The following is a 24,425-nucleotide window of genomic DNA, read 5'->3' as shown; positions in this document are numbered from 1 at the left end:
AGAGCTGCGCATGAACCAACGCACCGACTACCCGCACTTCCAGCCGATCACCACGCGCTGGCACGACAACGACGCTTACGGTCACGTCAACAACGTCACCTACTACAGCTTCTTCGACACGGCGGTGAACACCTACCTGATCGACGTCGGTGGTCTGGATATCCATGACGGCGAGGTGGTGGGTTTTGTCGTGAGTTCAGCGTGCGATTACTTTGCATCCATCGCCTTTCCGGACCGGATCGAGATCGGCCTGCGGGTCGGCAAGCTCGGCAACAGTTCAGTGCAATACGAATTGGCGGTGTTCAAGCAAGGGGAAGACGAAGCCTGCGCGGCCGGGCGTTTTGTGCATGTGTTTGTCGATCGTGCTTCGACTCAGCCTGTATCGATTCCGTCAGGATTGCGTGAGGCGCTGGAGCGCCTGGTGGTGTAAACCAGGCAAAAAAAATCGCAGCCCTAGGGCTGCGATTTTTATGTACCGGCCAACGAGGCGATGGAAGCCTCAGTCGCGATAGCGATGGTGATGCTTACGGTGGCCATAGGCATGACCGCGGCCTGGGTGGCCGTCACGGTAGTAGCCACGATCACCATGACCACGATAGGAGCGACTATCGTTGTCGCCCTCATCATCGTATTTGTTGCCCATGTAGTTACCCAGCGCGCCACCGGCGCCGCCACCTGCTGCGGAGCCGATCAGGCTGCCGGTGGTGCCGCCCATGCTGCGGCCGACCACGTTACCGCCTGCTGCGCCCAGCGCACCACCGATGGCGGCTTCGCCACGGCTGTGTTTGTTTGCGCCGACGGCGCTACCACCCGCGCCGCCCAGCGCCGCGCCGATGGTGGAACCAGTATTACCGCCCAGCGATTGACCGACGACCGAGCCAAGAACCCCGCCCAATGCGCCGCCCACACCTGCTTCGGTGGTGCCGCCAGCAGAAGCAAGGCCACTGAACAAGCCAAGGGACAACAAGAGAATCGAGGAGAACTTCATGGAGGAACCTCAAGGGGATGACGGCGCGATCCTGAGGCTGTGTCGGGGCGGTGACAATCGAAATCCGACGAGTAACACGACTTCAGCACATTTCTATAAGTTACTGTTTTTTAGACGGAACTTAACTGTTTTTCGCCGGTCTTTAGTTACTTCGGGCAGGCCGTTTCTTTATAGAAACGGCCTTTTTTGTGGGCGATTGGAAAGTGGTTGGTCCGGAATATGTATTTAGTTTGAGATCGCCACCGCGAGCAGGCTCACATCCTGCGATGGATCTGTGTTGAACACAAATTCCCCTGTAGAAGTGAGCCTGCTCGCGATAGCGGTAGAACAGACGAAACGTTAAGCCGACTTGGCCAAGATCAATCCAGTCTCACTCGCCATTTCCAACCGGATCGCCACAAACTTCGACGTTGGCGTATGGCTGCCATCCCCGATGCTTTCCAGCGGCACTAGCGGGTTCACTTCCGGGTAGTAAGCGGCCGCTTGCCCCGCCGGAATATCAAACGCCAACAACGTGAAACCCTTCACGCGCCGCTCACGCCCGTCATCCCAGATCGAAACGATGTCAGCCTTCTGCCCCGGCTTGAAACCCAGGCGAATGATGTCGGCTTCGTTCACAAACAACACATCGCGCTGACCCTTTACGCCACGGTAACGGTCATCAAGACCATAAATCGTGGTGTTGTACTGATCGTGGGAACGCATCGACTGCATGATCAGATCCGGCAACACGCCCGTCGCGCGGGTGCGTTCGTGCACCAGGTCTTTGGGCAAGACGTTTGGACGGAAATTCGCGCGCCCCGACGGGGTATTCCACTTGCGTGCACCGGCACTGTTGCCGAGGTAGAAACCGCCCGGATTCTTGATCTTCTCGTTGAAGTCCCGGAAGCCCGGGATCGTGTCGGCGATCAGGTCGCGGATACGGTCGTAATCGGCCACCAGCCAGTTCCAGTCCACCGGTTTGCTGCCCAGCGTGGCGGCGGCGATGCCGGCAATGATCGACGGCTCCGAGCGCATCTGGTTCGACAGCGCCTGCAACTGGCCGTTGGAGGCGTGGACCATGCTGAACGAGTCTTCCACGGTCACCGCTTGCGGGCCTTCGGTCTGGATGTCGATGTCGGTACGGCCCAGGCACGGCAGGATCAGCGCCTCTTTGCCGTGGGCCAAATGGCTGCGGTTAAGCTTGGTGCTGATTTGCACGGTCAGGTCGCAATTGCTCAACGCCTGGAAAGTGCGCGAGCTGTCCGGCGTGGCCTGGGCGAAGTTGCCACCCAGGCCGATGAACACTTTGGAGCGACCGTCGGCCATGGCGTGAATCGCTTCGACGACGTTGTGGCCATTGTCACGCGGCACCTTGAACCGGAAGCGACGCTCCAGCGAATCGAGGAACGCCACCGGCGGACGCTCGTTGATGCCCATGGTCCGGTCGCCCTGCACGTTACTGTGGCCACGCACCGGGCACAGACCGGCGCCCGGTCGGCCGATGTTGCCGCGCAGCAGCATCAGGTTGGCGATTTCCTGGATGGTCGCCACCGAATGGCGGTGCTGGGTGATGCCCATCGCCCAGCACATGATCACGTTCTTGGCCTTGACGTACATACGCGCCGCTTGCTCGATCTCCACCAGAGGCAGGCCGGACTGTTCGACGATCTGCTCCCACGGCGTATCGTCGACGGCAGCCAGGTATTCCAGGACATTGGCGCTGTGTTCGTTGAGGAAGTCGTGGTCGAACACTGCAGGCTCTCCGGCCTTCTGCGCATCGCGTTCCCACTGCAGCAGAAACTTCGCCATGCCGCGCATGATTGCCATGTCGCCGCCCAATGCCGGACGGAAGTACGCGGTATTGGTTGGTTTGTCGCCGTTGGTGAGCATTTCGATCGGGTGTTGCGGATGCTGGAAGCGTTCCAGGCCGCGCTCTTTGAGCGGGTTGATACACACCACCTGCGCACCGCGTTTCACCGCTTCGCGCAGTGGTTCGAGCATTCGCGGGTGGTTGGTGCCGGGGTTCTGGCCCCAGACGAAAATTGCATCGGCATGTTCGAAGTCGTCGAAGGTCACGGTGCCTTTGCCGACGCCAACGCTCTGCGCCAATGCCACACCGCTGGCCTCGTGGCACATGTTCGAGCAGTCGGGGAAGTTGTTGGTGCCGTAAGTGCGCACGAACAATTGATAGAGGTACGCCGCTTCGTTGCTGGCGCGGCCCGAGGTGTAGAACTCGGCCTGGTTCGGGCTCGACAGGCCCTGCAAATGCTTGGCGATCAAGGCGAACGCGGCTTCCCAACTGATCGGCTTGTAGCGATCGGTGTCGGCGTCGTAGCACATCGGCTCGGTCAAACGGCCCTGGTACTCGAGCCAGTAATCACTTTGTTCCAGCAACGAACTGACGCTGTGCTTGGCGAAAAACGCACCATCGACACGGCGTTTGGTCGCTTCCCAGTTCACCGCTTTGGCGCCGTTCTCGCAGAACGCCACCATGCCGGCTTCCTTGGAATCGCCCCAGGCGCAACCCGGGCAGTCGAACCCACCGTTCTTGTTGGTCTTGAGCATCATGCGCAGGTTTTTCAGCGCGTTGTCGCTGGTTAACCAGGCCCGGGCAACGCTGGCCAGCGCGCCCCAACCACCGGCCGGACCTTTGTAAGGCTTGTAACGAGGAACAGGTGTCTGGTCGGCTTGACGGTGTTGACTCACGCTTGATTCTCCAAAGCCGGGCTGTAGACCCGTGGCGCATTCTTCTGGGGCAGATGGATGAGGTTGAGGTTGTGACGACGGGCCCATTGCACGGCAAGGCCCGTGGGCGACGACAGGCTGACCAGTGTCTGGATGCCGGCGCGTAATACTTTCTGGATCAATTCGAGGCTGCAGCGGCTGGTGACAATCGCCAGGCCGCCAGTGGTCGGGATTTTCTGGCGGATCAGTCCGCCAATCAGCTTGTCGAGGGCGTTATGGCGGCCGATGTCTTCACGGCCCAGTAGCAATTCGCCCTGACCGTTCATGAACACCGCCGCGTGCACCGCACCGCAGTGCTGACCGAGCGGCTGGAAGGCGCCGATGCGCTGGCGCAGGCCGTCGAGCCATTCGGCGGGCGGCAGTGGCGCGCCCGGCAATACCTTGAGGTCGGGCAATGCCTGCTCGACCGCTTCCACACCACACAGCCCGCAACCGCTGGTGCCGGCCAGTTGTCGACGCTGCTGCTTGAGGTTCCAGAAGGCGCGATTGGCGATGGTCACTTGCGCGTACTGCGCCGACCCCGAGCCGCTGAGTTGCAGGTCATAGATGTCGGTGGCGTCTTCGATGATGCCGCTGCCCAGGCTGAATCCGACGATGAAGTCTTCAAGGTCAGTCGGCGTGACCAGCATCACCGCCTGACTGATGCCGTTGTAGGCGATCGCCAACGCCACTTCCTCAGCGAGCGCGGTGCTGGCTGATTCGGTGTATTGGAGGTCGCTATAGCTGTAGGTCTGGCTTGCGTCTGGCGCGGGCGTTTCTAGGGCTGGCGCCGCGCAGGAAGGGCGCTTGGCGTTCATGGTATCACCGACGGTTGGGTCAGGCTTAAGCCTAGGCGCGTCAATAGGTCGCGTCTAATCGCTATTACTGATCTACCGATAGATGACGTCGATCAAGAGTCCGTCGGTGATTTCTGATAGATCGCGAAACAGGCTTCCGCCAAGGCCGAACGCGGCGCGCTTCGACGCATGATCAGCCCCAGCCGGGCGAGGGTTTGCGCTTTTTCGATGGGTTGCAGGCGCAAGTGATCGGTGAGGTTTTCCAGGCCACCGTCCAACGGCATCACCGCGCAGCAAAGGCCACCGTGCACCGCTTGTAACAATTGGTGGACGGCATCGGTTTGCAGCAGGGGTTGGGGTGTGAGGCCGCGGCTGTGGAAGTTGTGGTCGATGGACTGACGAAAGTGCATGCCGCTGGTGAGCATGCCCAGGGGCAACTCGATCAGCGATTCCCATGTGAGCGGCGCTTCGCCGAAACTGAAGAAACGACGATCGTAGAGCAGGCCCATGCGGGTTTCGCTGAAGGCCAGCGAATCGAAACGCTCGCCGTCCAGGCGTTCCAGATAGGACACGCCAAGGTCGAGACGGTTGTTCGCCAGTTGTTCGAGGATTTGCTCGGAGCTGAGCGCCGAGAGTTCGAAACGCAGGTTCGGGTGTTCGGCATGCAGGCGTTGCATCAAGGGCAGCGGATCGAAACTCGACAACGGCACCACACCCAACCGCAACGTACCGACCAGATTGCCGCGACACGCCGCGGCTTCGGCCTGCAAACCGTCGTAAGCGGCCAAAACCGTGCGCGCCCACGCCAGCACCCGTTCACCTGGTGCCGTGAAACCTTCAAAGCGCTGACCGCGATTGACCAGCGGCAAATCAAGTTCTTCTTCGAGACTGCGCAAGCGCATGGACAGGGTCGGCTGGGTGATGTGGCAGCGCGCAGCGGCCTGGCCGAAGTGCCGGGTTTCGTCGAGGGCGATGAGGAATTTGAGCTGCTTGATGTCCATCTTCGCTCCAGGGCGCGGTGAAGGAGGGGGATTCTAGCGCTTGCGCCGGATCAACGTCATTGGTCGGGTTGGAACCGGGGATGACAAGCTTGGTCTAGTCTTTTGCGTCTGGAACCTGAAACCTAAGGAGAGTGCACCATGAGTCTATTGAGCTTTGTGAAAGAAGCAGGCGAAAAACTGCTCGATTTGCTGACCCCCGGCAACGCCAATGCCAGCGAACAGTTGAAGGAGCACATCAGCAAGGTCGGCTTGGGTAACCCGAATGTGCAGGCCACGGTGGATGGCGACAAAGTGACCGTGACCGGGGAAGTCGGCAGTCAGGAAGAGAAGGAAAAGATTCTGCTGGCGGTGGGCAATATTGCCGGCGTGGGCAGCGTGGATGACCAGATCACAGTGACCGGCCCGGTGGCTGTGGCCGCGCGATTCGTCGTGGTTGAGAAGGGCGATACCTTAAGTGCGATTTCGTTACGCGTTTACCATGACGCCAACAAGTATCAGAAAATCTTTGAGGCCAACAAGCCGATGCTCAAGGATGTGAACAAGATCTATCCGGGGCAAACATTGCGGATTCCTGAGTAATCCTCAAGACCGTGTGATGGCCATTGCGGGCAAGTCACGCTCCCACAGGTTTTGTATCTTCTGTGGGCGCGTGGCTTGCCCGCGATGCAGTCGATAAGGTCTAAAGCCCTGCAATAAGCTCTCGATAATCCCCCACCGCCGCAAACTCCGCCGTGTCCTTGGCCCCTTTTCGACTGTCCGGCTCACTCACCGCCAACAGGTGCGCTACGCCAAAACGGCGGGCACTGCGCAGGATCGGCAGCGTATCGTCGATAAACAGACTGCGCGTGGGGTCGAAGCCGATGTCGGCCTGCAGCGCCTCCCAGAACTGCGGATTCTCCTTGGGAAACCCGTAATCATGCGAGCTGATCAATCGCTCGAAATACGGCGCCAGTTCAATCCTTTCCAGCTTCAATGACAGCGAATCGCGGTGCGCATTGGTGATCATCACCACCCGCTTGCCTGCTTGTTTGATCGCCGCCAGAAACGTATCCGCATCCGGGCGCAAGGCGATCAGGTGCGCGGTTTCCAGTTTCAGTTCGCGCACCGGCAGTTTCAATTCGGCGCTCCAGAAATCCAGGCAGTACCACTGCAACTGGCCGGCATTGCGTTCGAACAGCGGCTGCAATTCCATCTCGGCCATGGCCCGGCTCACCCCGTGCAACTCGGCGTAACGCTGTGGCAAGTGCTCCATCCAGAAATGGTTGTCGTAATGCAGGTCCAGCAGCGTGCCGTCCATGTCCAGCAGAACGGTGTCGATGTCGCGCCAGGGCAGCAGGGACATAAAAAACTTCTCCAGCGTTAAAAGAGATATCCGAAGTCAACAATCAGGATAGGCCGGGTATAGTAACGCGTTCACGCCCAGGAGCTTTTCATGCGCCAGAAACCCACCGTACTCGCCCGCGAGATCGTCGCCACCAGCCGTTTGTTTTGTGTCGAAGAGCTCAAACTGCGCTTTTCCAATGGCGTGGAGCGCACCTACGAGCGTTTGGTCGGCAAGGGCGCGGGTTATGGCGCGGTGATGATCGTGGCGATGCTCGATGCCGATCACGCGGTATTGGTCGAGGAATATTGCGGCGGCACCGATGAATACGAGCTGTCATTGCCCAAAGGCTTGGTCGAGCCGGGTGAAGACGTGCTGGCGGCGGCCGAGCGAGAGCTCAAGGAAGAAGCCGGGTATGGCGCGCGGCAGCTGGAGCATCTGACCGAGTTGTCGCTGTCGCCCGGTTACATGAGCCAGAAGATCCAGGTGGTGCTGGCCACCGATCTGTATGAAGAAAGCCTTGAGGGTGACGAGCCCGAGCCAATGGGCGTGGAAAGGATCAACTTGCGCGAGTTGTCCGCGCTGGCTCAGAACCCGCGTTTCACTGAGGGTCGTGCCTTGGCGGCGCTGTATCTGGCCCGTGACTTACTGACCCAGCGTGGGGTGTTTTTGCCATGAATTTGAGTTTCCCCCATCCGTTGATGGCGCCTGTGGTTGAGCTGGCGTTGAAGGCGGGCGACGCGATTTTGCCGTTCTGGCGCACCGGTACCGCCGTGACGGCCAAGGCTGACGATTCTCCGGTGACCGCTGCCGATCTGGCAGCTCACCACTTGATTCTGGCCGGGTTGACCGCGTTGGACCCCAGCATTCCGGTGCTGTCCGAAGAGGACGCCAACATCCCGCAAAGCGTGCGCGCTAGTTGGCATCGCTGGTGGCTGGTCGACCCGTTGGACGGCACCAAGGAATTCATTTCCGGCAGTGAGGAGTTCACCGTCAACATTGCGTTGATCGAGCGGGGACAGGTGGTGTTTGGCGTGGTGTCGATGCCGACCAACGGCCGCTTTTACGTCGGTGGTGCCGGTTTGGGCGCCTGGCGTGGCGACAAAGGCAGCTCGCCATTGCCGATCCAGGTTCGCGAAGTGCCTGCGGCGGGGGAAGCGTTTACCGTGGTCGCCAGCCGCCGGCATTCGAGCCCGGAGCAGGAGCGCTTGCTGGCCGGGTTGAGCGATAGCCTGGGTGAATTGCAATTGGCCAACATTGGCAGTTCGCTGAAGTTTTGCCTGTTGGCGGAAGGGGCGGCGGATTGTTATCCGCGCCTGGCACCGACGTCGCAGTGGGACACGGCCGCGGCGCAAGGCGTGCTGGAAGGCGCCGGCGGTGAGGTGCTGGATTTGAGCGGTGCGCCGTTTTGCTATCCGGCGCGGGAATCGTTGTTGAATGCATTCTTTTTGGCGCTGCCGGCGAAGGCTGCGTGGCGCGAAAAGCTGCTGGAGCTCGCCCGTTCCTGACCGCGGGTAAGGGCTCGTTCCTACAGGGTTTTGTGCTGGCCTCTACTCAGCGGTGGAGGACGTACTGCCCGGTAAACCTCACCGCATCCTCATCGCTGTCGACATTCACGATCCTTGAATGAAGCGTCAACCGCGCCCGCCCATAGCGCTGATACATCGCCAGAAACTTCTTCCACACCGCCGCACTCGGCGCCTGGCAAATTGCCGTCGCGTCCATGGTCACCGGCAGTGGATAGTTGATCTGCCCTTCCTGAATCACGATGTGCCCGTCTTCAATCCCTTCCTCGCGCAAGCGCAAATGCAGCCAGCCCCAACCCGCCAACACCGCGCCGCAATACAGGCTGCCGCCGAACATGGTGCTTTTGTGGTTGACGTTGGCTTCCAGCGGCAAGTACAGGCGCAGTTGCTGGTCGTGCCAGTCGAGCACTTTGACGCCCATCGCCTGCGTCAGGGGGATGTCGTGATGGAGAATCGATTCCAGGTGACGACTGTCGCGGTTCATGCACAGGCCTCTTGTTTGAAAGTGATGATTTAACGGTCGCTCAATCGAGATCGTCGCTCGTACCGCTGGCGCCACCCGCGAAGTTCAGCCCGTGTTTGCGCAGCTTGTCGTGCAAGGTTTTGCGCGGGATGCCTAGCGCTTCGGCGAGGCTGCGCACGGAGCTGTGAGAGCGCGCCAGTTCGGCGGCGATCAGGCTCTTTTCGAAATTTTCCACTTGCTCGCTCAAACCGCCGCTGACCCCTTCGACCGGTGTACTGCTTGCGCCATCCGGCGTGTTGTTGTCCAGCGCCAGTTCCAGGCCCAGTGCAAAGCGTTCGGCGGCGTTTTGCAGCTCCCGTACATTGCCGGGCCAGGTGTGGCGCAGCAACAGGGCGCGTTGCCCCGGTTGCAATTCATGGGGCGGTAAACCGTGGCGGGCGCTGGCTTCGTCGGCGAAATGCTGGAACAACATCAACGCATCCTCGCCACGCTCGCGCAGGGGGGGAATGCGTAGCGGTGCGACGTTCAGGCGGTAATACAAGTCAGCGCGGAAACGTCCTTGATCGGCGGACTGGCGCAGGTCTTCCTTGGTCGCGGCGATGATGCGGATGTCCAGCGGGATCAACTGATTGCCGCCCAAACGCTCGACGACGCGCTCTTGCAGCAAGCGCAGCAATTTCACCTGCACGTCCAGGCTCATGCTTTCGATTTCATCGAGAAACAGCGTGCCGCCGTTGGCGAATTCGAACTTGCCGATGCGACGTTTTTGCGCGCCGGTGAACGCCCCCGGCTCATGGCCGAACAACTCGCTTTCCACCACCGACTCGGCCAGTGCGCCAGCGTTGATCGCCACGAACGGACCGTTACGACGGTTCGACAAATCGTGCAGCGCACGGGCCACGACTTCTTTACCCGCGCCGGTTTCACCGAGGATCAACACGTCAGCCTTGGTCGCGGCCAGTGCGCCAATCTGCTCACGCAGGCGCAGCATCGGCGCCGATTGCCCGACCAGTCGAGTGCTCAGTTCATTGCGATCACTCAGGGCCAGACGCAGGCTGCGGTTATCCAGCACCAACCGGCGCAAGGCCAGGGCGCGGCGCACGCTGTCGAGCAGGGCGTCGCTGGCGAACGGTTTTTCGAGGAAGTCATAAGCTCCGGCGCGCATGGCTTGCACCGCCAGCGGCACATCGCCGTGGCCGGTGATCAGCAGCACCGGCAGCTCCGGGTCCTGGGCATGCAGTTCGGTCAGCAATTCGAGACCGTCCATGCCCGGCATGCGAATGTCGCTGACTACCACGCCCGGCCAGTCGCGCTCCAGTTGTGCGGCCAGGCCTTTGGCTTCGGCCAGCGGCAGGATTTTCAGGCCGGCCAGGTCCAGCGTCTGACTCAAGGCCTGACGCAGGTGGGGATCGTCGTCGATCAACACGACCTGAATGCGATTGTCGATGGTCATGCACTTCGGTCCTCGGACGGTTGCAGGCTCACGCCCGGTGCGCCAGCGCGCAGCTTCAGGGTAATCAGGGCGCCACCTTCCTTGTGGTTGGCGAACGACAGTTCACCACCGAAGGCACGCATTAGGGTTTCGCAAATCGCCAGCCCCAGCCCAAGCCCTTGTGTGCGGGTCTTGGTGGTGTAGAAGGGCTCGCTCGCACGTCCCAGGGCTTCCATGCAAAAGCCGGGACCGTTATCGCGAATGTACAAAGTGACGCCGTCCGCGGTGGATTGGGCACTCAACCAGAGTTTACGCGGCGGCCCTTTTTCGGTCAGCGCATCGAGGGCGTTGGCCAACAGGTTGCCGAGCACCTGACGCAGACGGGTTTCCCCGGCCTCGACCCACAGCGTGGCGGCAGGCAGGTCGCGGATCAATTCGACTTCCATGCTGCGGCGGCGCTTGGCCAGCAACGCCAGCGCGTCATCCAGCGCCGGTTGCAGGGCCACGCTTTCCGGCGCGTGCCGATCACGGCGGGCGAAGGCGCGCAGGTGAGCGATGATCGAGGCCATGCGCCCGGTCAATTCGCTGATCAATTTGAGGTTGCCACGCGCATCGTCAGTGCGTTGATGATCGAGCAGCACTTCGGCGTTTTCCGCATAGCTGCGAATCGCCGCCAGCGGTTGATTGAGTTCGTGGCTGATGCTCGCCGACATCGTGCCGAGTGCCGACAATTTGCCGGCCTGGACCAGATCATCCTGGGCGCGAACCAGTTCCTGCTGGGCATGCTCGCGCTCCAGTACTTCCTGTTTCAATCGGCGGTTGAGGCCTTCGAGATCGCTGGTGCGCTCGGCGACCCGGCCTTCGAGTTCGCGCCGGGCCTTGGCTTCGAAGGCGATCCTTTCAAGGTAATGGCGCCGGCGCTGCATCATCAGCCCGAGCAGCAGCATCACCACCAACAATGTTGCGCCGCCGACGGCGACCACCGTGCGCACGGGGCGATCGATGAGGGTGCGCGGGGCAAGGATGCTGACGTTCCAGCCGGTTTCTGCGATCTGCTGGGTCTGCGTCACCCAGGCATTGGGATTGAGATTCAGCGGCTTCGGATCGCGGGTCGGATACGGTTGGATCGCGGTAATGGCCTGGTTTTCTTCATCGCTCAACGGGCGAGTCGAGCGAAAGCGCCACTCCGGCCGCGACGTGAGAATGACCACGCCGTTGTGGTCGGTCAGCAGCAGTTGTTCCGGGGTTTTGCCCCAGAGGCTTTCGGTGTGGTCCAGGTCGACTTTGACCACCAGCACGCCGATGACTTTTTCGCCCTCGCGTACCGCCGCGGCGAAGAAGTAGCCGCGTTTGGCCGAGGTCGTGCCCAGGCCGAAAAACCGTCCCAGCCGCCCGGCCATGGCTTCGCTGAAATAAGGCCGGAAGGAAAAATTACGCCCGACGAAGCTGTCGTGTTTGTCCCAATTGGACGCCGCCAGTGTCTTGCCACGGGTGTCCATCAGGTACATGACTTCGGCACCCGTTTGGGTGCTGATGTTTTTCAACAAGCGGTTGGCGTTGCCCTGGGTGACGCTATCGTCTGGCGCACCAAGTACGGCGCGCAGCGCCGGCAGGTCGCCGAGGATCTGCGGCAAGACTTCATAACGGTGCAACGTGCCCAGCAGGTTGGCGACGTACAAGTCGAGAGTCTGACGGTTCTGCCCGGCCAATTCGCTGCGGTAATAGCGCTCGGCCAAATGCTCCAGCGGCCACAGCAGCGGCGCCAGGCACAGCGCCAGCAGGGCGAGGCTGCGCCAGCGGGGTCTGCGAGGTAGGGTCGGAGTCATGAGCATCGGGCGCCTGTGGGTACAGGCGCATTATGCCTAGGCTTGATGGCGCAGTCTGCGCGCCTTGGTCAAGTCGTGGTTGCAACGAAGATGCAGACAGGTTTCAGGAAAAGACTTCAGCGTCCTTGAAGAACGCGGCTGCCTGGTCTTTGCCGGACAGTTGTGGTGCTGCCTCCAGTTGCCAATCGATCGCCAGGTCCGGGTCGTCCCAGCGAATGCTGCGCTCGGCGGAGGGGGTGTAGTAGTCAGTGGTTTTGTAGAGGAATTCGGCGAACTCGCTCAGCACCACGAATCCGTGGGCGAAACCTTCCGGGACCCAAAGTTGGCGATGGTTGTCGGCGGACAGACGCACCGCTACCCATTTGCCGAAATGGGGTGAGCTACGACGAATATCCACCGCCACATCCAGCACTTCACCGGCCGTCACGCGGACCAGTTTGCCCTGGGTATTTTGCAGTTGGTAATGCAGGCCGCGCAGTACACCTTTTTGCGAACGGGAATGGTTGTCCTGGACAAACTGTGTGTCCAGCCCCGTCGCTTCTTCGAAGGCCTTGGCATTGAAGCTCTCATAGAAGAAGCCGCGTTCGTCACCAAAAACCTTGGGTTCGATGATCAGAACACCGGGCAGGTCGGTGGTGACTACATTCATGGTGCTTCTCCAGTAATGGGCGTTGATGGGGGACATTCTTGCGCAAAGTGCCGAGTGAGGCGAGTACGACTTGATTTTTCCTGACCCGTTCACTGGTCATGTCGAGTGTCAGGGCCGGTCAGGCGATCAAAAGGGGGTTGCGTATCGCGTCTGGCAGTGGCGATATAAGCGCCTAATAAAATTTCAGGGGTCGTTGTATGCCGCTCGCCACGTTGATTCACCGCGCCAGTTTGCCCAGCCCGCAAGTGTCTGCGCAGCAAGCGTTAGAGCTGCTGGAAGGGCATTACGGACTGAGCGGAACGTTGCAGGCCCTGGGCAGCCAGCAGGATCTCAACTTTCGCGTCGACAGCGACCGGGGGCGTTTCGTCCTGAAAATCTGCCGTGGTGAGTATTCGGCGCTGGAACTGCAAGCCCAGCACGCGGGGCTCAAGCATTTACGGGAGCAGTCCGGCGTGAAGGTGCCGCGAGTGATCCCGGCCAAAAATGGTGCTGATCTGCTCACGCTGGATGTCGCGGGTCAATCGGTGCACGTGCGCCTGCTCGACTACATCGAAGGTCAGTCGCTTACCCATCTGGATCACCTGCCGGGTGCCGTGGTGGCGGGTTTCGGTCAACTGTGCGGCGAAATGGACCTGGCCTTGGCGGCGTTCGACCATCCGGGCCTTGAGCGCACGTTGCAGTGGGACGCCCGTCACGCCAACGCATTGATTGGTCATCTGCTGCCGGTGATCAAGGATGACGCGCAACGCCGGTTGATCGCCGAGGCCGCCGAACGCGCCGAGCGTCATCTGCAACCGCTGGTGGACAAGTTGCCGGTGCAGGCCATTCACATGGACATCACGGACGACAACGTAGTCTGGCAGCGCGATGCGCAACGCCAGTGGCAATTGCAGGGCGTGATCGATTTCGGCGACCTGGTCCGCACCTGGCGCATCACCGATCTTTCGGTGACGTGCGCCGCGCTGCTGCACCACGCCAACGGCGATCCGTTCTACATTTTGCCGGCCATCGAGGCCTATCACGCGGTCAATCCTTTGCAGCGTGAAGAGCTACTGGCGCTCTGGCCACTGATCGTCGCGCGTGCGGCGGTGCTGGTGCTCAGTGGCGAGCAGCAAGTGAGCATTGATCCGGGCAACCAATACAGCCGTGACAACCTGACCCATGAGTGGGAAATTTTCCGCGTGGCCACCTCGGTGCCGCTGGAACTGATGGAAGCGGCGATCCTGGCGTGTGTTGGCCAGAGTCTGCCGAGCATCGGCAGCGAAGGGTTTGCACCGTTGTTGCCAAGCCTGGTGGGGCGCGAGTTTGCGCTGATCGATCTGGGCGTCCTCAGCCCGCATTTCGAGGCGGGCAACTGGGAGCAAGAAGGCATCGATCAGCGACTCCTGACGGAAGCTGCTGCGACCCACGGCCTGGCGGCCAGTCGCTATGGACAATACCGGTTGTCGCGAACCCGGCCAGACACGGCGGACGAGCCGGACACCTGCCCGTTGCACGTCGAATTGCGAGTGCCCCACGGCACGGCAGTCGAGTCGCCGTTTGCCGGTGTGGTTCATCAGCCCTCGGCGGGTGTACTGCAACTCGACGGTCCGCAACTGAGCGTACGACTGTGGGGCGTGACCCCGTCGCTGCACGTCGGCGCGGCGCTGGTCAAAGGCCAGGTGCTGGGCTCGGTCAGCGGGCCGTTGATCGTGCAGTTGTGCCGAGGCACGGCGTTCAACGCGCCGCTGTTTTGCACGCCATCGCGTGCCCTGGCCTGGCAAGCCTTGTGCCCGTCGCCAGCGGCATTGCTGGGGCTGGCCTGTGACGCTGAAGAAGAACTGGATTCGCAGACACTGCTGGCACGCCGCAGCGCCAGTTTCGCCCGGACCCAAAAGCACTATTACGTCGATCCACCGCGCATTGAGCGCGGCTGGCGCAACCACCTCATCGACATGCAGGGCCGCTCCTACCTCGACATGCTCAACAACGTCGCGGTGCTCGGCCATGGTCATCCACGCATGGCGGCGGTCGCCGGTCGTCAGTGGTCGCTGCTCAACACCAACTCTCGTTTCAATTATGCGGCGGTCGCCGAGTTTTCCGAGCGTTTGCTGAAGTTGGCGCCGGACTCCATGGACCGGGTATTCCTGGTCAACAGCGGCAGCGAGGCCAACGACCTGGCCATTCGCCTGGCGTGGGCCTACAGCGGCGGGCGCGACATGCTCAGCGTGCTGGAGGCCTATCACGGCTGGACGGTAGGCGCCGATGCGGTGTCGACGTCGATTGCCGACAACCCCAAGGCCTTGAGCAGCCGCCCGGACTGGGTGCATCCCGTCGTTGCGCCGAACACGTATCGCGGGGAATTTCGTGGCCCGGACAGCGCGCCGGACTACGTGCGCAGCGTCGAACACAACCTGGCAAAAGTCGCTGCACAAGGACGCAAACTGGCCGGTTTCATTTGTGAACCGGTGTACGGCAATGCCGGCGGAATCTCGTTGCCACCGGGCTATTTGCAGCAGGTCTACGCCATGGTCCGCGCCCAGGGCGGTGTATGCATCGCCGATGAAGTGCAGGTCGGTTACGGGCGCATGGGCCATTTCTTCTGGGGTTTTGAAGAGCAGGGTGTGGTCCCGGACATCATCACCATGGCCAAAGGCATGGGTAACGGTCAGCCGTTGGGCGCAGTGATCACCCGCCGGGAAATTGCCGAAGCGCTGGAGGCCGAAGGTTATTTCTTCTCGTCGGCGGGCGGCAGTCCGGTCAGTTGCCAGATCGGCATGGCGGTGCTGGATGTGATGGAAGAAGAAAAGCTCTGGGACAACGCTCAGGTGGTGGGCGGGTACTTCAAGGAGCGCCTGGAAGCGCTGATCGATATTCATCCGCTGGTAGGCGCGGTACACGGTTCCGGGTTTTATCTGGGCGTCGAGCTGATCCGCAATCGCGACACGCTGGAACCGGCGACCGAAGAAACCACGGCGCTGTGTGATCGCCTGCGCGAGCTGGGGATTTTCATGCAGCCGACCGGTGATTTCCTCAACGTCCTGAAGATCAAACCGCCGATGGTGACGTCGCGCCAGAGCGTGGATTTCTTCGTCGACATGCTCTCGAAGGTGCTCGCGGAAGGCCTGTAAATCCATAACCCTGTAGGCGTGTTAATTCGATAGATATCGGCTTTTTAGCAAAAAAATATGACAGAAGGTTTGTGGGTGGCTTCTAAAGCCGATATTTATCGGCTATAAAGTCACCGCTGCCTCGCTGTGGACGATCCATGCCCAGCGCTTCCCATTTCTGTCACGGGTCGATGCCACAGTCGACCCCAAGCCTTTGCTCAGGAGCCGATTCATGAGCCGTATCGTTACCGTCGCCGCTACCCAGATGGCCTGTTCCTGGGACCTTGAAGCCAATATCGAAACCGCCGAGAAGCTGGTTCGTGAGGCGGCAGCCAAAGGCGCGCAGATCATCCTGATCCAGGAACTGTTCGAAGCCCCCTACTTCTGCCAGAAGCCGAACGCGGATTACCTGCAACTGGCCACAGCCGTTGAAGACAACGTCGCGATCAAGCACTTCCAGAAAGTCGCCAAAGAGCTGCAAGTGGTGCTGCCGATCAGCGTCTACGAATTGGCCGGTCGTGCGCGCTTCAACAGCATCGCGATCATCGATGCCGACGGCTCCAACCTCGGGATTTATCGTAAAAGCCACATCCCGGACGGCCCCGGTTACCATGAGAAGTACTACTTCAACCCGGGCGATACCGGTTTCAAAGTGTGGAACACCCGTTACGCGAAAATCGGCGTGGGCATCTGCTGGGACCAGTGGTTCCCGGAGTGCGCCCGCAGCATGGCGTTGCAAGGCGCGGAAATCCTGTTCTACCCGACCGCCATCGGCAGCGAACCGCACGACAAGACCATCTCGTCCCGTGATCACTGGCAGCGCGTGCAACAGGGCCATGCCGGCGCCAACCTGATGCCGCTGATCGCCAGCAACCGCATCGGCAACGAAGAGCAGGACGGCTACGACATTACCTTCTACGGCTCTTCCTTCATCGCCAACCAGTTCGGCGAAAAAGTTCAGGAGCTCAACAAAACCGAAGAAGGTATTCTTGTGCACACTTTCGACCTCGACGAGCTGGAGCACATTCGCAGCGCGTGGGGTTCGTTCCGTGATCGTCGCCCGAACCTGTACGGCGCACTGAAAACTCTCGACGGTTCCCTGGAGTCCTGATTCTCATGACCACTTTGCACACCACGCCTCGCGCCGACGGCTTTTACATGCCGGCCGAATGGGCGCCACAAACCCAGACCTGGATGATTTGGCCCGAGCGCCCGGACAACTGGCGCCTGGGTGGCAAACCGGCGCAAGCCGCACACGTGGCGGTGGCCAAAGCCATCGCACGTTTCGAACCGGTGACCGTCGCGGTTTCCGCAGGCCAGTACGAAAACGCCCGCGCCCGCCTCGATGTGCCGAATATTCGTGTGGTGGAAATGTCCAGCGATGACGCGTGGGTGCGCGACACTGGTCCGACATTCGTCATCAACAACCGTGGCGAAGTCCGTGGCGTGAACTGGGACTTCAACTCGTGGGGCGGTTTCGACGGTGGCCTGTATTCGCCATGGAACCGTGACTCGCAGGTCGGCGGCAAGATCCTCGAGATCGAGCGCAGCCAGCGTTACCGCACCGAGGGCTTTGTGCTCGAAGGCGGTTCGATTCACGTCGATGGCGAAGGCACCCTGATCACCACCGAAGAATGCCTGCTCAACCGCAATCGCAATCCGCACCTTGATCGTGCAGAGATCGAAGCGGTGCTCAGCGCGAATCTGGCTGTGGATAAAATCATCTGGTTGCCGGACGGTTTGTTCAACGACGAAACCGACGGCCATGTGGATAACTTCTGCTGCTACGTGCGCCCGGGTGAAGTGTTGCTGGCCTGGACCGATGACCCGCAAGACCCGAACTACCCGCGCTGCCAGGCGGCCATGAAGGTCCTGCAAAGTAGCACCGACGCGAAAGGTCGCCCTTTCACGGTGCACAAGATGCCGATTCCGGGTCCGCTGTATGCGACCGAAGAAGAGTGCGCGGGCGTCGACCCGGTGGACGGCACTCAGGAACGAAATCCGACCGTTCGTCTGGCGGGTTCCTACGTGAACTTCCTGATCGTCAACGGCGGCATCATCGCGCCAAGCTTCGATGACCCGCTGGACGAGCCGGCAAAGGAAATTTTGCAGACCCTGTTCCCGCAACACGAAGTGGTGATGGTGCCAGGCCGGGAACTGTTACTGGGAGGCGGTAACATTCACTGCCTTACTCAACAGCAACCCGCGCCGCACAAGGAGTGAGTGGGGTTGTAACAGCCTGAGTCGATTGCACAATCAGCTGAGCTACGGTTAACCCTCTCCACACCCTGAAAAGCCCGCAGCCCTTATGGACTGCGGGCTTTTTTGTATCCGCTTGTCGACAGCACAGACACATTGGCACAGCTCTTGTATCTGTCACCGCGTGAAACAGGGAGGGGGAGAACTGCGATGTTCTGTCATAAACCTTGGATAAGTTAGCCGCTCACGAACCAGGAGAGAGCGCTGAAATGAACGCCGAAATGAACGTAGTGAGCGAGCGGGCGTTGCATCCCCTGGCAATTAATAGCGAATCGCTCCAGGTCCTTGCGCAGTGGTTCAAGTCCAATGGAACGCGTCAGATCAGTGAACCTGATCCGCGCCGGATGATGATCGAGCGCTACCCCGCTGGCTTGTTCAGCGAAGCGGAACTGGAAGCGTTGTGGGATGTGATGGAAGGATAAGAAGAATAAACAAAGGATTGATAAAGCGCTGCCGGGATGGCGGCGCTTTTTTATGGGCGATGGTTTTTTCAGGCTTACTCCAGGTCAGAGGTCGGCCGGCATTATTCGACCGATCCGCGAAACAGACTGAAAGCCATTCCAGCGTTTTTCCGCAACCACCTGAGGATTAGTCTGCCGGCAGTGAATTTTCCTACTTTCTTGCCTGAGCCTTTCGATGATCCTTCATTACATTTATGACCCGTTGTGCGGCTGGTGCTATGGCGCCAAACCATTGGTGCAAGCAGCCCAAGGCGTGTTGCCGGTAATCGCCCACGGTGGCGGCATGATGACGGGCGCCAACCGCAAAGCCGTTTCACCACAACTGCGCAATTACGTGATGCCTCACGATCGACGCATTGCCGAATACAGCGGGCAGCCTTTTGGCGAAGCATATTTTGAAGGTCTGCTGCGCGATGAAACGGCGGTGTTCGATTCCGCTCCGCCAATTGCGGCCGTGCTGGCAGCCGAGCAAATTGCCGGGCGTGGGATTGAGTTGTTGGGGCGTTTGCAGACCGCGCATTACGTTGAAGGTCGGCGCATCGCCGATCAATCGGTGCTGCTTGAATTGGCAGCAGAGATCGGCCTGGAACCCCTGGCCTTCGAAACGGCCTTTCACAGTGCCAATACCGAACAGCACATCAAAGACAGTCGCGCCCTGTTGGCCAAGGTCGGCGGACAAGGTTTTCCGACACTGGCGCTTGAGCGAAATGGCCAGTTCACGCTGGTCGATGTCAGCCCTTGGCTCGGTAAGCCCGAGGCGTTTGCAGCCTGGCTGGCTCAGCTCGCTTAGACGTTTTTCGTCTATCTATAGTCAATTCATCAAATTGACACAGCATTATGGGCGCGACTAGGATCCCGCCCAACGCCTGTGGCTAACCGCCACGCCCACAAAATAATAAAAGGTCCGCCACGATTTTTTCGTGCGCGGACCTTTTTGTTTTGGGGTGAAAAAAGAGTGCGATAGCGCCGTTTCAGCCGTTCGACACAGCGCGTTTCAACCCGAAATAAGGAAAACAAAATGTTGAACAAGCGAATCAGCCTGATCGCTCTGGGGATGTTGAGTGCTACACAGGCCATGGCTAACGACCAGGCCGAGTCCAAGGGTTTTGTTGAAGACAGCAGCCTCAAAGTGCTGTTGCGCAACGCCTACATCAATCGTGATTACAAAGACGGCAACCCGGATAAATCCGAGTGGGGCCAAGCGGCCATCGGCACGTTCTCGTCCGGCTTCACCCAAGGCACCGTGGGTGTCGGAGTCGACGCTTTCGGTCTGTACGCCCTCAATCTGGAGCGCAGCGAAGACCGTAGCGGCGCGCAAGGCATCGATTTCTTCAAAAAGGGCGACAGTGGCCAGCCGGCTGACGACCTGTCCAAGGGTGGCGCCGCGATCAAGTTCCGCCTGTCCAGCACCACGCTGACCTACGGCGACCAGATGCCGGCCCTGCCGGTGTTGAATTACGACAACTCGCGCCTGCTGCCAGAAAGCTACACTGGCACCTTGATCACGTCCAAAGAGATCAAAGGCCTGCAGCTGGACGCCGGTCGTTTCACCGCCGAATCGCGTAAAAGCGCTGAAGGTCGTGATAGCGGTGGCCTGAAGTCGATCAACGTCTTGGGCGGTAGCTACCAGTTCACCGAACAATTCAAAGGCGCGCTGTACGCTTCCGACGTCGAAGACGTGTTGAAGAAGCAATACGTGAATGCCAACTACATTTTCCCGATCGACAAGGATCAGTCCCTGACCCTGGACTTCAACGGCTACCGCACCAAGCTGGACGATGCCTACGTCCGCGAAAACGGTATCACCGGCGACGACAACAAGATCTGGAGCCTGGCCGCGACCTTCGTCACCGGCCCGCACTCGTTCACCCTCGCGCACCAGCGCAGCACGGGCGACAGCAACCTCGGCTACGCCTACGGCGGCTACCAGAAAGACCAAGGGCGTGTGGGCGACGGTGGCAACACCATCTACCTGGCGAACTCCTACTGGTCCGACTTCAACGCCGAAGACGAACGCAGCTGGCAGTTGGGCTACGGCCTGGACTTCGGCGCGTTCGGCGTTCCGGGTCTGACGTACAACGTTGCGTATGTGCGCGGTGACAACATCACCACGTCCACCAGCGAAGGCGGCACCGAGCGCGAAATCTTCAACCAGTTCAAATACGTCGTGCAAAGCGGCCCGGCCAAAGACCTGAGCGTGAAGCTGCGCAGTTCGGTGCTGCGTGTGTCGCAGAAGTCCAGCGAGTACAACGTCAGCGGTAACGAACTGCGTGTGTTCGTGGATTACCCGATCAACGTCTTCTGATGATCGATTAAGCGTAAAAAAATCGTAAATCCCTCGACTGGCTCGGGGGATTTTTTTGCCTGGTGACGGTTAAAAAGCGCTAAAAACCGCTGTTTTCAGTCGCAAAACGTCAAATTGAAGCAACTTCAAACTCCGTTTCAAGCAACGCTTGATATGCCTGAAATTCTTTCTCATGGACGCAAATCCTGTGCTCTCTAGATTAGGTTGCTAAATGCACGGAGATTTTGAAAATGCTCGTTTTGAACAAAGAAGTGGGCGAATCGCTACGGCGCGACAAATACGTCAACGTCAAAAGTAGTGACTTCAATCTGTTCGGTCACTTCTCCGACTTCATCAGATTGACCAGAAGTTGGGAACACATGGAGCCCGACAGTTACTACGGTCAGGCCGAGGCGGGCAATCGGTACCGACGCTACAGCGATTTCGAATACAACCCGGTGACGCGCGAACTGACGCAGCTGGAGCACCGCGCCTACGTCCAGTCCAAGGCCAACAACGCCTACGTGGGCGGAATGGTCCGGCACTTCCAGGATTTCTCCGATGAAATCATTCATTCGCCGGTGATGCGCAGCCTGATCGACACGGATTTCGAAGTGTACAAAAACGTTCTGCCGCCGGAACTGCACGACGAAATCTGGCAATGCCAGATTCACCAGATCCGGATCGAGATCAAACCAGGCAAGCAACTGGAGATCACCCCGGAAGGTATTCACTGCGACGGTTACCCGTTCAGCGGCGTGCATTTCTGGGGACGCAATAACGTGGAGGGCGCGGAAAGCCGCTTGTACAGTGCCCATGAACAAGAGCATCTGGCGTCGACGACTTACACGGACATTCTCGACACCACTTACTTCCTGGATCGGGACATGCGCCACTACGTCACGCCGGCGCGCAACACCCATTCCCATGCCATGGCCTATCGGCAAATTCTGGCGATTTCCTTCTCGCGGCCCGGGACCGCTTTCGACATTGTTCGCTGAACAGTACAACGCCGCGATCAGCCTCGCCGAGTGCCCTGCACCGGTGATGTTGAGGCGTACGACAGCCAAGGATGCCCAGCGCCTGGAGCGCTTCTTCCGGCAATTCGAAGAGGTGTCTTTCTGCGAATGGCAGGACGCCAAGTGCCTGCGTGGTGTATTGGTGCAGAAGACCACCACCGCGTTCATCGCGCTGGACACCCGCGGCGAAATCGTCGGCGCGGTGCTCGGTGGCATGCTGGGCAGTCGTGGCACGATCAACCATTTGGCGGTGAGCCCGTTGTATCGCAGCCAAGGCGTGGGTCAACGGCTGGTTGAAGCGGCTTCGGCGGACATGAAACGCGTGGGCGTGCTGCGCATGTTCCTGTTTGTCGACGATGCCAACCTCGCCGGGAAACGTTTTTGGAGTGCCCAGGGTTTTTGCGAACCGCGTGGCGAAAGAACATTTGAGAGGGATCTATGAATGAGACGTCCAGCAGCCGGCCGCTGATGGTCGGGCCACAACAACGTTCGCGCACCTTTGCAGAAGCCAGCCCGGTGGTAGCCGGTTATTTCACGGTGTCGTTCGTGTTCGGCCTGATGGCGGTCAATGCCGGGATGCCCGTGTGGTTGCCAGTCGCGATGTGCCTGTTTGTCTACGCCGGTGCTTCGCAGTTCGCCGCGCTGGCACTGATTACCAGTGGCGCGTCGCTGACCACCATTGTCCTCACCACATTTTTGATCAACGCGCGGCACATGCTGATGTCGGTCTACATGGCCAAGGCGTTGCAGGCCATGGGGCTCAGTCGTCTTGAACGCTGGTGTTATGCGGGTGGTTTGACCGATGAGTCGTTCGCCTTCCACAGCGTCAAACTGGGCAAGGGCGCGCCAGTCAATGTGCGTTACCTGATCGGCTTCAATCTGTATTGCCACACGTCGTGGGTGCTCGGCGGTTTACTCGGGGCGATTTGCGCGCAGTACGCGGCGCACTTGATCAAGTACCAGCTCGACTACGCACTGACGGCCATGATGCTCTACGTGCTGGTGTCGCTGTGCAATACGCGTAACAAACTCATCGCCGCACTGGCCGCTGTCGCCTGCATGGGCGCATTGAGCCTGGCCGGCAGTTCTCCGTTCAACGTATTCATCGCCACCTTTGTGGGCTGCGGGGTGGGTGTATGCCTGACCAAACGTTCCTGATTCTGGTCGTCGTCCTGATGATGGCCGTGACCTTCCTGCCGCGTGCGTTGCCGCTACAAGTGAACACCGACCATTGGCCGCCCTTCGTCGCCCGTGCGCTGGAATACTTGCCGGTGGCGATCGTCGCTGCCATCAGCGTCACGCCGTTGTTGATCAAGGATCAGCACGTGCAGCTCGATCGCCCGGAATTTTATGCCGCGATTCCGACGTTGTTATGTGCGTACTTCAGCAAAAACCTCTTTCTCTCCGTTGCGGTGGGAACGGCTGCGTACATTGCGCTCGGTTCTTTCATGTAGCGGCAAGTCGACCACATCGTGCAATGCCTGGCCCGACAACTCAGGGTTATTGACCGCCAACCGCACTTCGAGGGCATCCTCGAAGCCAGGAAAAATGGTCAAGCCGTTACGTTGGGCCGCATCGCGGGACACCATGCCGAGGCCATCCATTTGCGTGATCAGCGACAGCGTCAGCGTTTCACTGCAGGAGTAGACCATCCGCTTGTTCGACTCGTAATTGCCAAGACCGGCGTCGAGAAAGCGCAGGAAGCTGTGGGAATACGGACAATCGTCAGCCGGACGCACCTGAAACTTGTTGCCGAGCATGACCAGCGGATCATGTTCCTGGCCGCAATGGGCACCGACCACCTGCACCTGAACCTCGGGCAGGATAATGCTCGGTAATCCCGGCTGCTGCGGGCCGATCAACACCGCCAGGTCGAAGTCTTCGTTCTTCAGCTTGCTGAGGTTTTCCATCGACTCGGCGTAGCTGAATTCCAGCTGATAGTCGGGAAACACCTCAATCAGGCGTCCGATCATTCGCCGATTGAAGTCAGACGAAAGCGTCGTGTTCAGCGCCACCCTGAGCGTGCGCTGCCCAGGCTCTTTCAACGCCGCGACTTTTTCTTCGAGTTGTCGCGTGGCCACTAACACCTTGTCCATGAAAGGCGTGAGTTCCGTGCCCTGCGTGGTCAGGGTCAACCCCTTGTTGGAGCGACGAAACAACCGAAAACCAAACTGCTCTTCGACCTTGTTCAACTGCGCAGCCAATGCCTGCACCGTTAAACAGGAATGCTCTGCCGCCGCCGACAATGAGCCGGTCTGCACAATGCGCATCAAGTTGCGTAGGGTTCTGCTATCCATTGGGTAATGCCCTCTAAAGTGGGCTGGCTATTGTTGAGTACCTGGCCGTCGGTTGGGCGATACGTGCTGGCTATAATCCTGCACCTGAACCCGCTTGTCCCGAGTTTAGTAGCGAATTGATGCTGGCGTCCGATGGTTGGAGGGTTGCGCAGGATCGCGGGTTTCTGGGGGAGGGTGGGTGATCGGGGTCAAAGAATGCTCGGACCGGGAGGTTTGGGCATTTTTTTTTGGGTGGGAACGGGGTTGTCAGTGCGGGTTTCGTGCCGCTGGGACTTCGAAAGGCGGCCGGTCTCGAAACGTTTTTATG

Annotated in this window: 24 protein-coding genes; 14 read left to right on the top strand and 10 right to left on the bottom strand. The window is 59.8% G+C overall.

All coding sequences use genetic code 11. From position 1 onward, the window contains the following. Positions 1-10 precede the first annotated feature (10 nt). Positions 11-430: an acyl-CoA thioesterase gene (locus H8F22_RS27165; RefSeq protein ID WP_059181821.1), complete on the top strand. Its 420-nt coding sequence runs from the start codon at positions 11-13 to the stop codon at positions 428-430. Between the two features lie 69 nt (positions 431-499). On the opposite strand, the gene H8F22_RS27160 is transcribed toward H8F22_RS27165, so the two are convergent. From H8F22_RS27160 to H8F22_RS27145, 4 genes are all read right to left on the bottom strand, one after another. Next, positions 500-988 carry a glycine zipper domain-containing protein gene (locus tag H8F22_RS27160; RefSeq protein ID WP_027922222.1) on the bottom strand — a complete coding sequence of 163 codons (489 nt, stop codon included), beginning with the start codon at positions 986-988 and terminating at the stop codon, positions 500-502. A gap of 339 nt (positions 989-1,327) precedes the next feature. Further along, a complete protein-coding gene (locus tag H8F22_RS27155; RefSeq protein WP_027922221.1) occupies positions 1,328-3,676 on the bottom strand; it encodes an FdhF/YdeP family oxidoreductase in 2,349 nt (782 codons plus the stop codon). Beyond that, positions 3,673-4,512, bottom strand: coding sequence for a formate dehydrogenase accessory sulfurtransferase FdhD (gene fdhD, locus H8F22_RS27150; RefSeq protein WP_027922220.1), 840 nt, complete (start codon positions 4,510-4,512; stop codon positions 3,673-3,675). Before fdhD ends, H8F22_RS27155 begins: the two co-directional genes overlap by 4 nt. Before the next feature lie 92 nt (positions 4,513-4,604). Beyond that, positions 4,605-5,492, bottom strand: a complete 888-nt coding sequence (locus tag H8F22_RS27145; protein ID WP_027922219.1) for a LysR family transcriptional regulator — start codon at positions 5,490-5,492, stop codon at positions 4,605-4,607. A gap of 138 nt (positions 5,493-5,630) precedes the next feature. On the opposite strand from H8F22_RS27145, the gene lysM reads away from it, so the two are divergent. Beyond that, on the top strand, positions 5,631-6,071 hold the full coding sequence (lysM, locus tag H8F22_RS27140; protein WP_027922218.1) for a peptidoglycan-binding protein LysM: 441 nt from the start codon (positions 5,631-5,633) through the stop codon (positions 6,069-6,071). Between the two features lie 100 nt (positions 6,072-6,171). Here lysM and yrfG read toward each other — a convergent pair whose 3' ends face one another. After that, positions 6,172-6,834: a GMP/IMP nucleotidase gene (yrfG, locus tag H8F22_RS27135; RefSeq protein WP_027922217.1), complete on the bottom strand. Its 663-nt coding sequence runs from the start codon at positions 6,832-6,834 to the stop codon at positions 6,172-6,174. A gap of 90 nt (positions 6,835-6,924) precedes the next feature. Between yrfG and nudE the strand changes: the two genes are divergently transcribed. Then, positions 6,925-7,491, top strand: a complete 567-nt coding sequence (gene nudE, locus H8F22_RS27130; RefSeq protein WP_027922216.1) for an ADP compounds hydrolase NudE — start codon at positions 6,925-6,927, stop codon at positions 7,489-7,491. Next, positions 7,488-8,321, top strand: a complete 834-nt coding sequence (gene cysQ, locus H8F22_RS27125) for a 3'(2'),5'-bisphosphate nucleotidase CysQ (protein ID WP_032833437.1) — start codon at positions 7,488-7,490, stop codon at positions 8,319-8,321. Before nudE ends, cysQ begins: the two co-directional genes overlap by 4 nt. A gap of 46 nt (positions 8,322-8,367) precedes the next feature. On the opposite strand, the gene H8F22_RS27120 is transcribed toward cysQ, so the two are convergent. The 4 genes from H8F22_RS27120 to rfbC all read right to left on the bottom strand — a co-directional run bounded on the left by H8F22_RS27120 (position 8,368) and on the right by rfbC (position 12,709). Continuing rightward, a complete protein-coding gene (locus tag H8F22_RS27120) occupies positions 8,368-8,823 on the bottom strand; it encodes a thioesterase domain-containing protein (protein ID WP_027922214.1) in 456 nt (151 codons plus the stop codon). 40 nt (positions 8,824-8,863) lie between these two features. Continuing rightward, positions 8,864-10,255, bottom strand: coding sequence for a sigma-54-dependent transcriptional regulator (locus H8F22_RS27115; RefSeq protein WP_027922213.1), 1,392 nt, complete (start codon positions 10,253-10,255; stop codon positions 8,864-8,866). After that, on the bottom strand, positions 10,252-12,060 hold the full coding sequence (locus H8F22_RS27110) for a sensor histidine kinase (protein WP_027922212.1): 1,809 nt from the start codon (positions 12,058-12,060) through the stop codon (positions 10,252-10,254). Before H8F22_RS27110 ends, H8F22_RS27115 begins: the two co-directional genes overlap by 4 nt. A gap of 103 nt (positions 12,061-12,163) precedes the next feature. Continuing rightward, on the bottom strand, positions 12,164-12,709 hold the full coding sequence (gene rfbC / locus H8F22_RS27105) for a dTDP-4-dehydrorhamnose 3,5-epimerase (protein ID WP_027922211.1): 546 nt from the start codon (positions 12,707-12,709) through the stop codon (positions 12,164-12,166). Between the two features lie 197 nt (positions 12,710-12,906). Here rfbC and H8F22_RS27100 point away from each other — a divergent pair, with 197 nt between their 5' ends. From H8F22_RS27100 to H8F22_RS27055, 10 genes are all read left to right on the top strand, one after another. Then, entirely contained in the window at positions 12,907-15,819 is a 2,913-nt protein-coding gene (locus H8F22_RS27100; protein WP_194940911.1) for an aminotransferase, read from the top strand. 211 nt (positions 15,820-16,030) lie between these two features. Then, a complete protein-coding gene (aguB, locus tag H8F22_RS27095; protein WP_059181816.1) occupies positions 16,031-16,909 on the top strand; it encodes an N-carbamoylputrescine amidase in 879 nt (292 codons plus the stop codon). 5 nt (positions 16,910-16,914) lie between these two features. Continuing rightward, the gene (aguA, locus tag H8F22_RS27090; RefSeq protein WP_027922208.1) at positions 16,915-18,021 is read left to right on the top strand and encodes an agmatine deiminase; all 1,107 of its coding nucleotides are present in this window, start codon (positions 16,915-16,917) and stop codon (positions 18,019-18,021) included. A gap of 245 nt (positions 18,022-18,266) precedes the next feature. After that, positions 18,267-18,479, top strand: coding sequence for an HAD family hydrolase (locus tag H8F22_RS27085; protein WP_059181815.1), 213 nt, complete (start codon positions 18,267-18,269; stop codon positions 18,477-18,479). Positions 18,480-18,693: 214 nt separating this feature from the next. Next, the gene (locus H8F22_RS27080) at positions 18,694-19,308 is read left to right on the top strand and encodes a DsbA family protein (protein WP_032833436.1); all 615 of its coding nucleotides are present in this window, start codon (positions 18,694-18,696) and stop codon (positions 19,306-19,308) included. Between the two features lie 228 nt (positions 19,309-19,536). Further along, a complete protein-coding gene (locus H8F22_RS27075) occupies positions 19,537-20,823 on the top strand; it encodes an OprD family porin (RefSeq protein ID WP_194940910.1) in 1,287 nt (428 codons plus the stop codon). A 230-nt stretch (positions 20,824-21,053) separates the two neighbouring features. Continuing rightward, entirely contained in the window at positions 21,054-21,803 is a 750-nt protein-coding gene (locus H8F22_RS27070; protein ID WP_059181814.1) for a 2OG-Fe dioxygenase family protein, read from the top strand. A 46-nt stretch (positions 21,804-21,849) separates the two neighbouring features. Next, a complete protein-coding gene (locus H8F22_RS27065) occupies positions 21,850-22,263 on the top strand; it encodes a GNAT family N-acetyltransferase (RefSeq protein ID WP_172825958.1) in 414 nt (137 codons plus the stop codon). Next, a complete protein-coding gene (locus H8F22_RS27060; protein ID WP_027922203.1) occupies positions 22,260-22,979 on the top strand; it encodes an AzlC family ABC transporter permease in 720 nt (239 codons plus the stop codon). Before H8F22_RS27065 ends, H8F22_RS27060 begins: the two co-directional genes overlap by 4 nt. Next, complete coding sequence (locus H8F22_RS27055; RefSeq protein ID WP_081743912.1) at positions 22,958-23,275, top strand: AzlD domain-containing protein; 318 nt, start codon at positions 22,958-22,960, stop codon at positions 23,273-23,275. The genes H8F22_RS27060 and H8F22_RS27055 overlap by 22 nt, the downstream gene beginning before the upstream one ends. Here H8F22_RS27055 and H8F22_RS27050 read toward each other — a convergent pair. Then, entirely contained in the window at positions 23,192-24,118 is a 927-nt protein-coding gene (locus tag H8F22_RS27050) for a LysR family transcriptional regulator (protein ID WP_059181813.1), read from the bottom strand. The genes H8F22_RS27055 and H8F22_RS27050 overlap by 84 nt on opposite strands. Positions 24,119-24,425 lie beyond the last annotated feature (307 nt).

Origin of the sequence: Pseudomonas mucoides, from assembly GCF_015461845.1 — a bacterium.
Taxonomy (GTDB): Bacteria; Pseudomonadota; Gammaproteobacteria; order Pseudomonadales; family Pseudomonadaceae; genus Aquipseudomonas; species Aquipseudomonas mucoides.
This window is presented reverse-complemented; position numbering and strand designations above follow the sequence as displayed.

Coding starts and splice junctions, on each gene's coding strand:
- H8F22_RS27165 (WP_059181821.1), top strand. CDS start 11: ATGAACCAACGCACCGACTACCCGCACTTCCAGCCGATCACCACGCGC.
- H8F22_RS27160 (WP_027922222.1), bottom strand. CDS start 988: ATGAAGTTCTCCTCGATTCTCTTGTTGTCCCTTGGCTTGTTCAGTGGC.
- fdhD (WP_027922220.1), bottom strand. CDS start 4,512: ATGAACGCCAAGCGCCCTTCCTGCGCGGCGCCAGCCCTAGAAACGCCC.
- H8F22_RS27145 (WP_027922219.1), bottom strand. CDS start 5,492: ATGGACATCAAGCAGCTCAAATTCCTCATCGCCCTCGACGAAACCCGG.
- lysM (WP_027922218.1), top strand. CDS start 5,631: ATGAGTCTATTGAGCTTTGTGAAAGAAGCAGGCGAAAAACTGCTCGAT.
- yrfG (WP_027922217.1), bottom strand. CDS start 6,834: ATGTCCCTGCTGCCCTGGCGCGACATCGACACCGTTCTGCTGGACATG.
- nudE (WP_027922216.1), top strand. CDS start 6,925: ATGCGCCAGAAACCCACCGTACTCGCCCGCGAGATCGTCGCCACCAGC.
- cysQ (WP_032833437.1), top strand. CDS start 7,488: ATGAATTTGAGTTTCCCCCATCCGTTGATGGCGCCTGTGGTTGAGCTG.
- H8F22_RS27120 (WP_027922214.1), bottom strand. CDS start 8,823: ATGAACCGCGACAGTCGTCACCTGGAATCGATTCTCCATCACGACATC.
- H8F22_RS27115 (WP_027922213.1), bottom strand. CDS start 10,255: ATGACCATCGACAATCGCATTCAGGTCGTGTTGATCGACGACGATCCC.
- H8F22_RS27110 (WP_027922212.1), bottom strand. CDS start 12,060: ATGACTCCGACCCTACCTCGCAGACCCCGCTGGCGCAGCCTCGCCCTG.
- rfbC (WP_027922211.1), bottom strand. CDS start 12,709: ATGAATGTAGTCACCACCGACCTGCCCGGTGTTCTGATCATCGAACCC.
- H8F22_RS27100 (WP_194940911.1), top strand. CDS start 12,907: ATGCCGCTCGCCACGTTGATTCACCGCGCCAGTTTGCCCAGCCCGCAA.
- aguB (WP_059181816.1), top strand. CDS start 16,031: ATGAGCCGTATCGTTACCGTCGCCGCTACCCAGATGGCCTGTTCCTGG.
- aguA (WP_027922208.1), top strand. CDS start 16,915: ATGACCACTTTGCACACCACGCCTCGCGCCGACGGCTTTTACATGCCG.
- H8F22_RS27085 (WP_059181815.1), top strand. CDS start 18,267: ATGAACGCCGAAATGAACGTAGTGAGCGAGCGGGCGTTGCATCCCCTG.
- H8F22_RS27080 (WP_032833436.1), top strand. CDS start 18,694: ATGATCCTTCATTACATTTATGACCCGTTGTGCGGCTGGTGCTATGGC.
- H8F22_RS27075 (WP_194940910.1), top strand. CDS start 19,537: ATGTTGAACAAGCGAATCAGCCTGATCGCTCTGGGGATGTTGAGTGCT.
- H8F22_RS27070 (WP_059181814.1), top strand. CDS start 21,054: ATGCTCGTTTTGAACAAAGAAGTGGGCGAATCGCTACGGCGCGACAAA.
- H8F22_RS27065 (WP_172825958.1), top strand. CDS start 21,850: ATGTTGAGGCGTACGACAGCCAAGGATGCCCAGCGCCTGGAGCGCTTC.
- H8F22_RS27060 (WP_027922203.1), top strand. CDS start 22,260: ATGAATGAGACGTCCAGCAGCCGGCCGCTGATGGTCGGGCCACAACAA.
- H8F22_RS27055 (WP_081743912.1), top strand. CDS start 22,958: ATGCCTGACCAAACGTTCCTGATTCTGGTCGTCGTCCTGATGATGGCC.
- H8F22_RS27050 (WP_059181813.1), bottom strand. CDS start 24,118: ATGGATAGCAGAACCCTACGCAACTTGATGCGCATTGTGCAGACCGGC.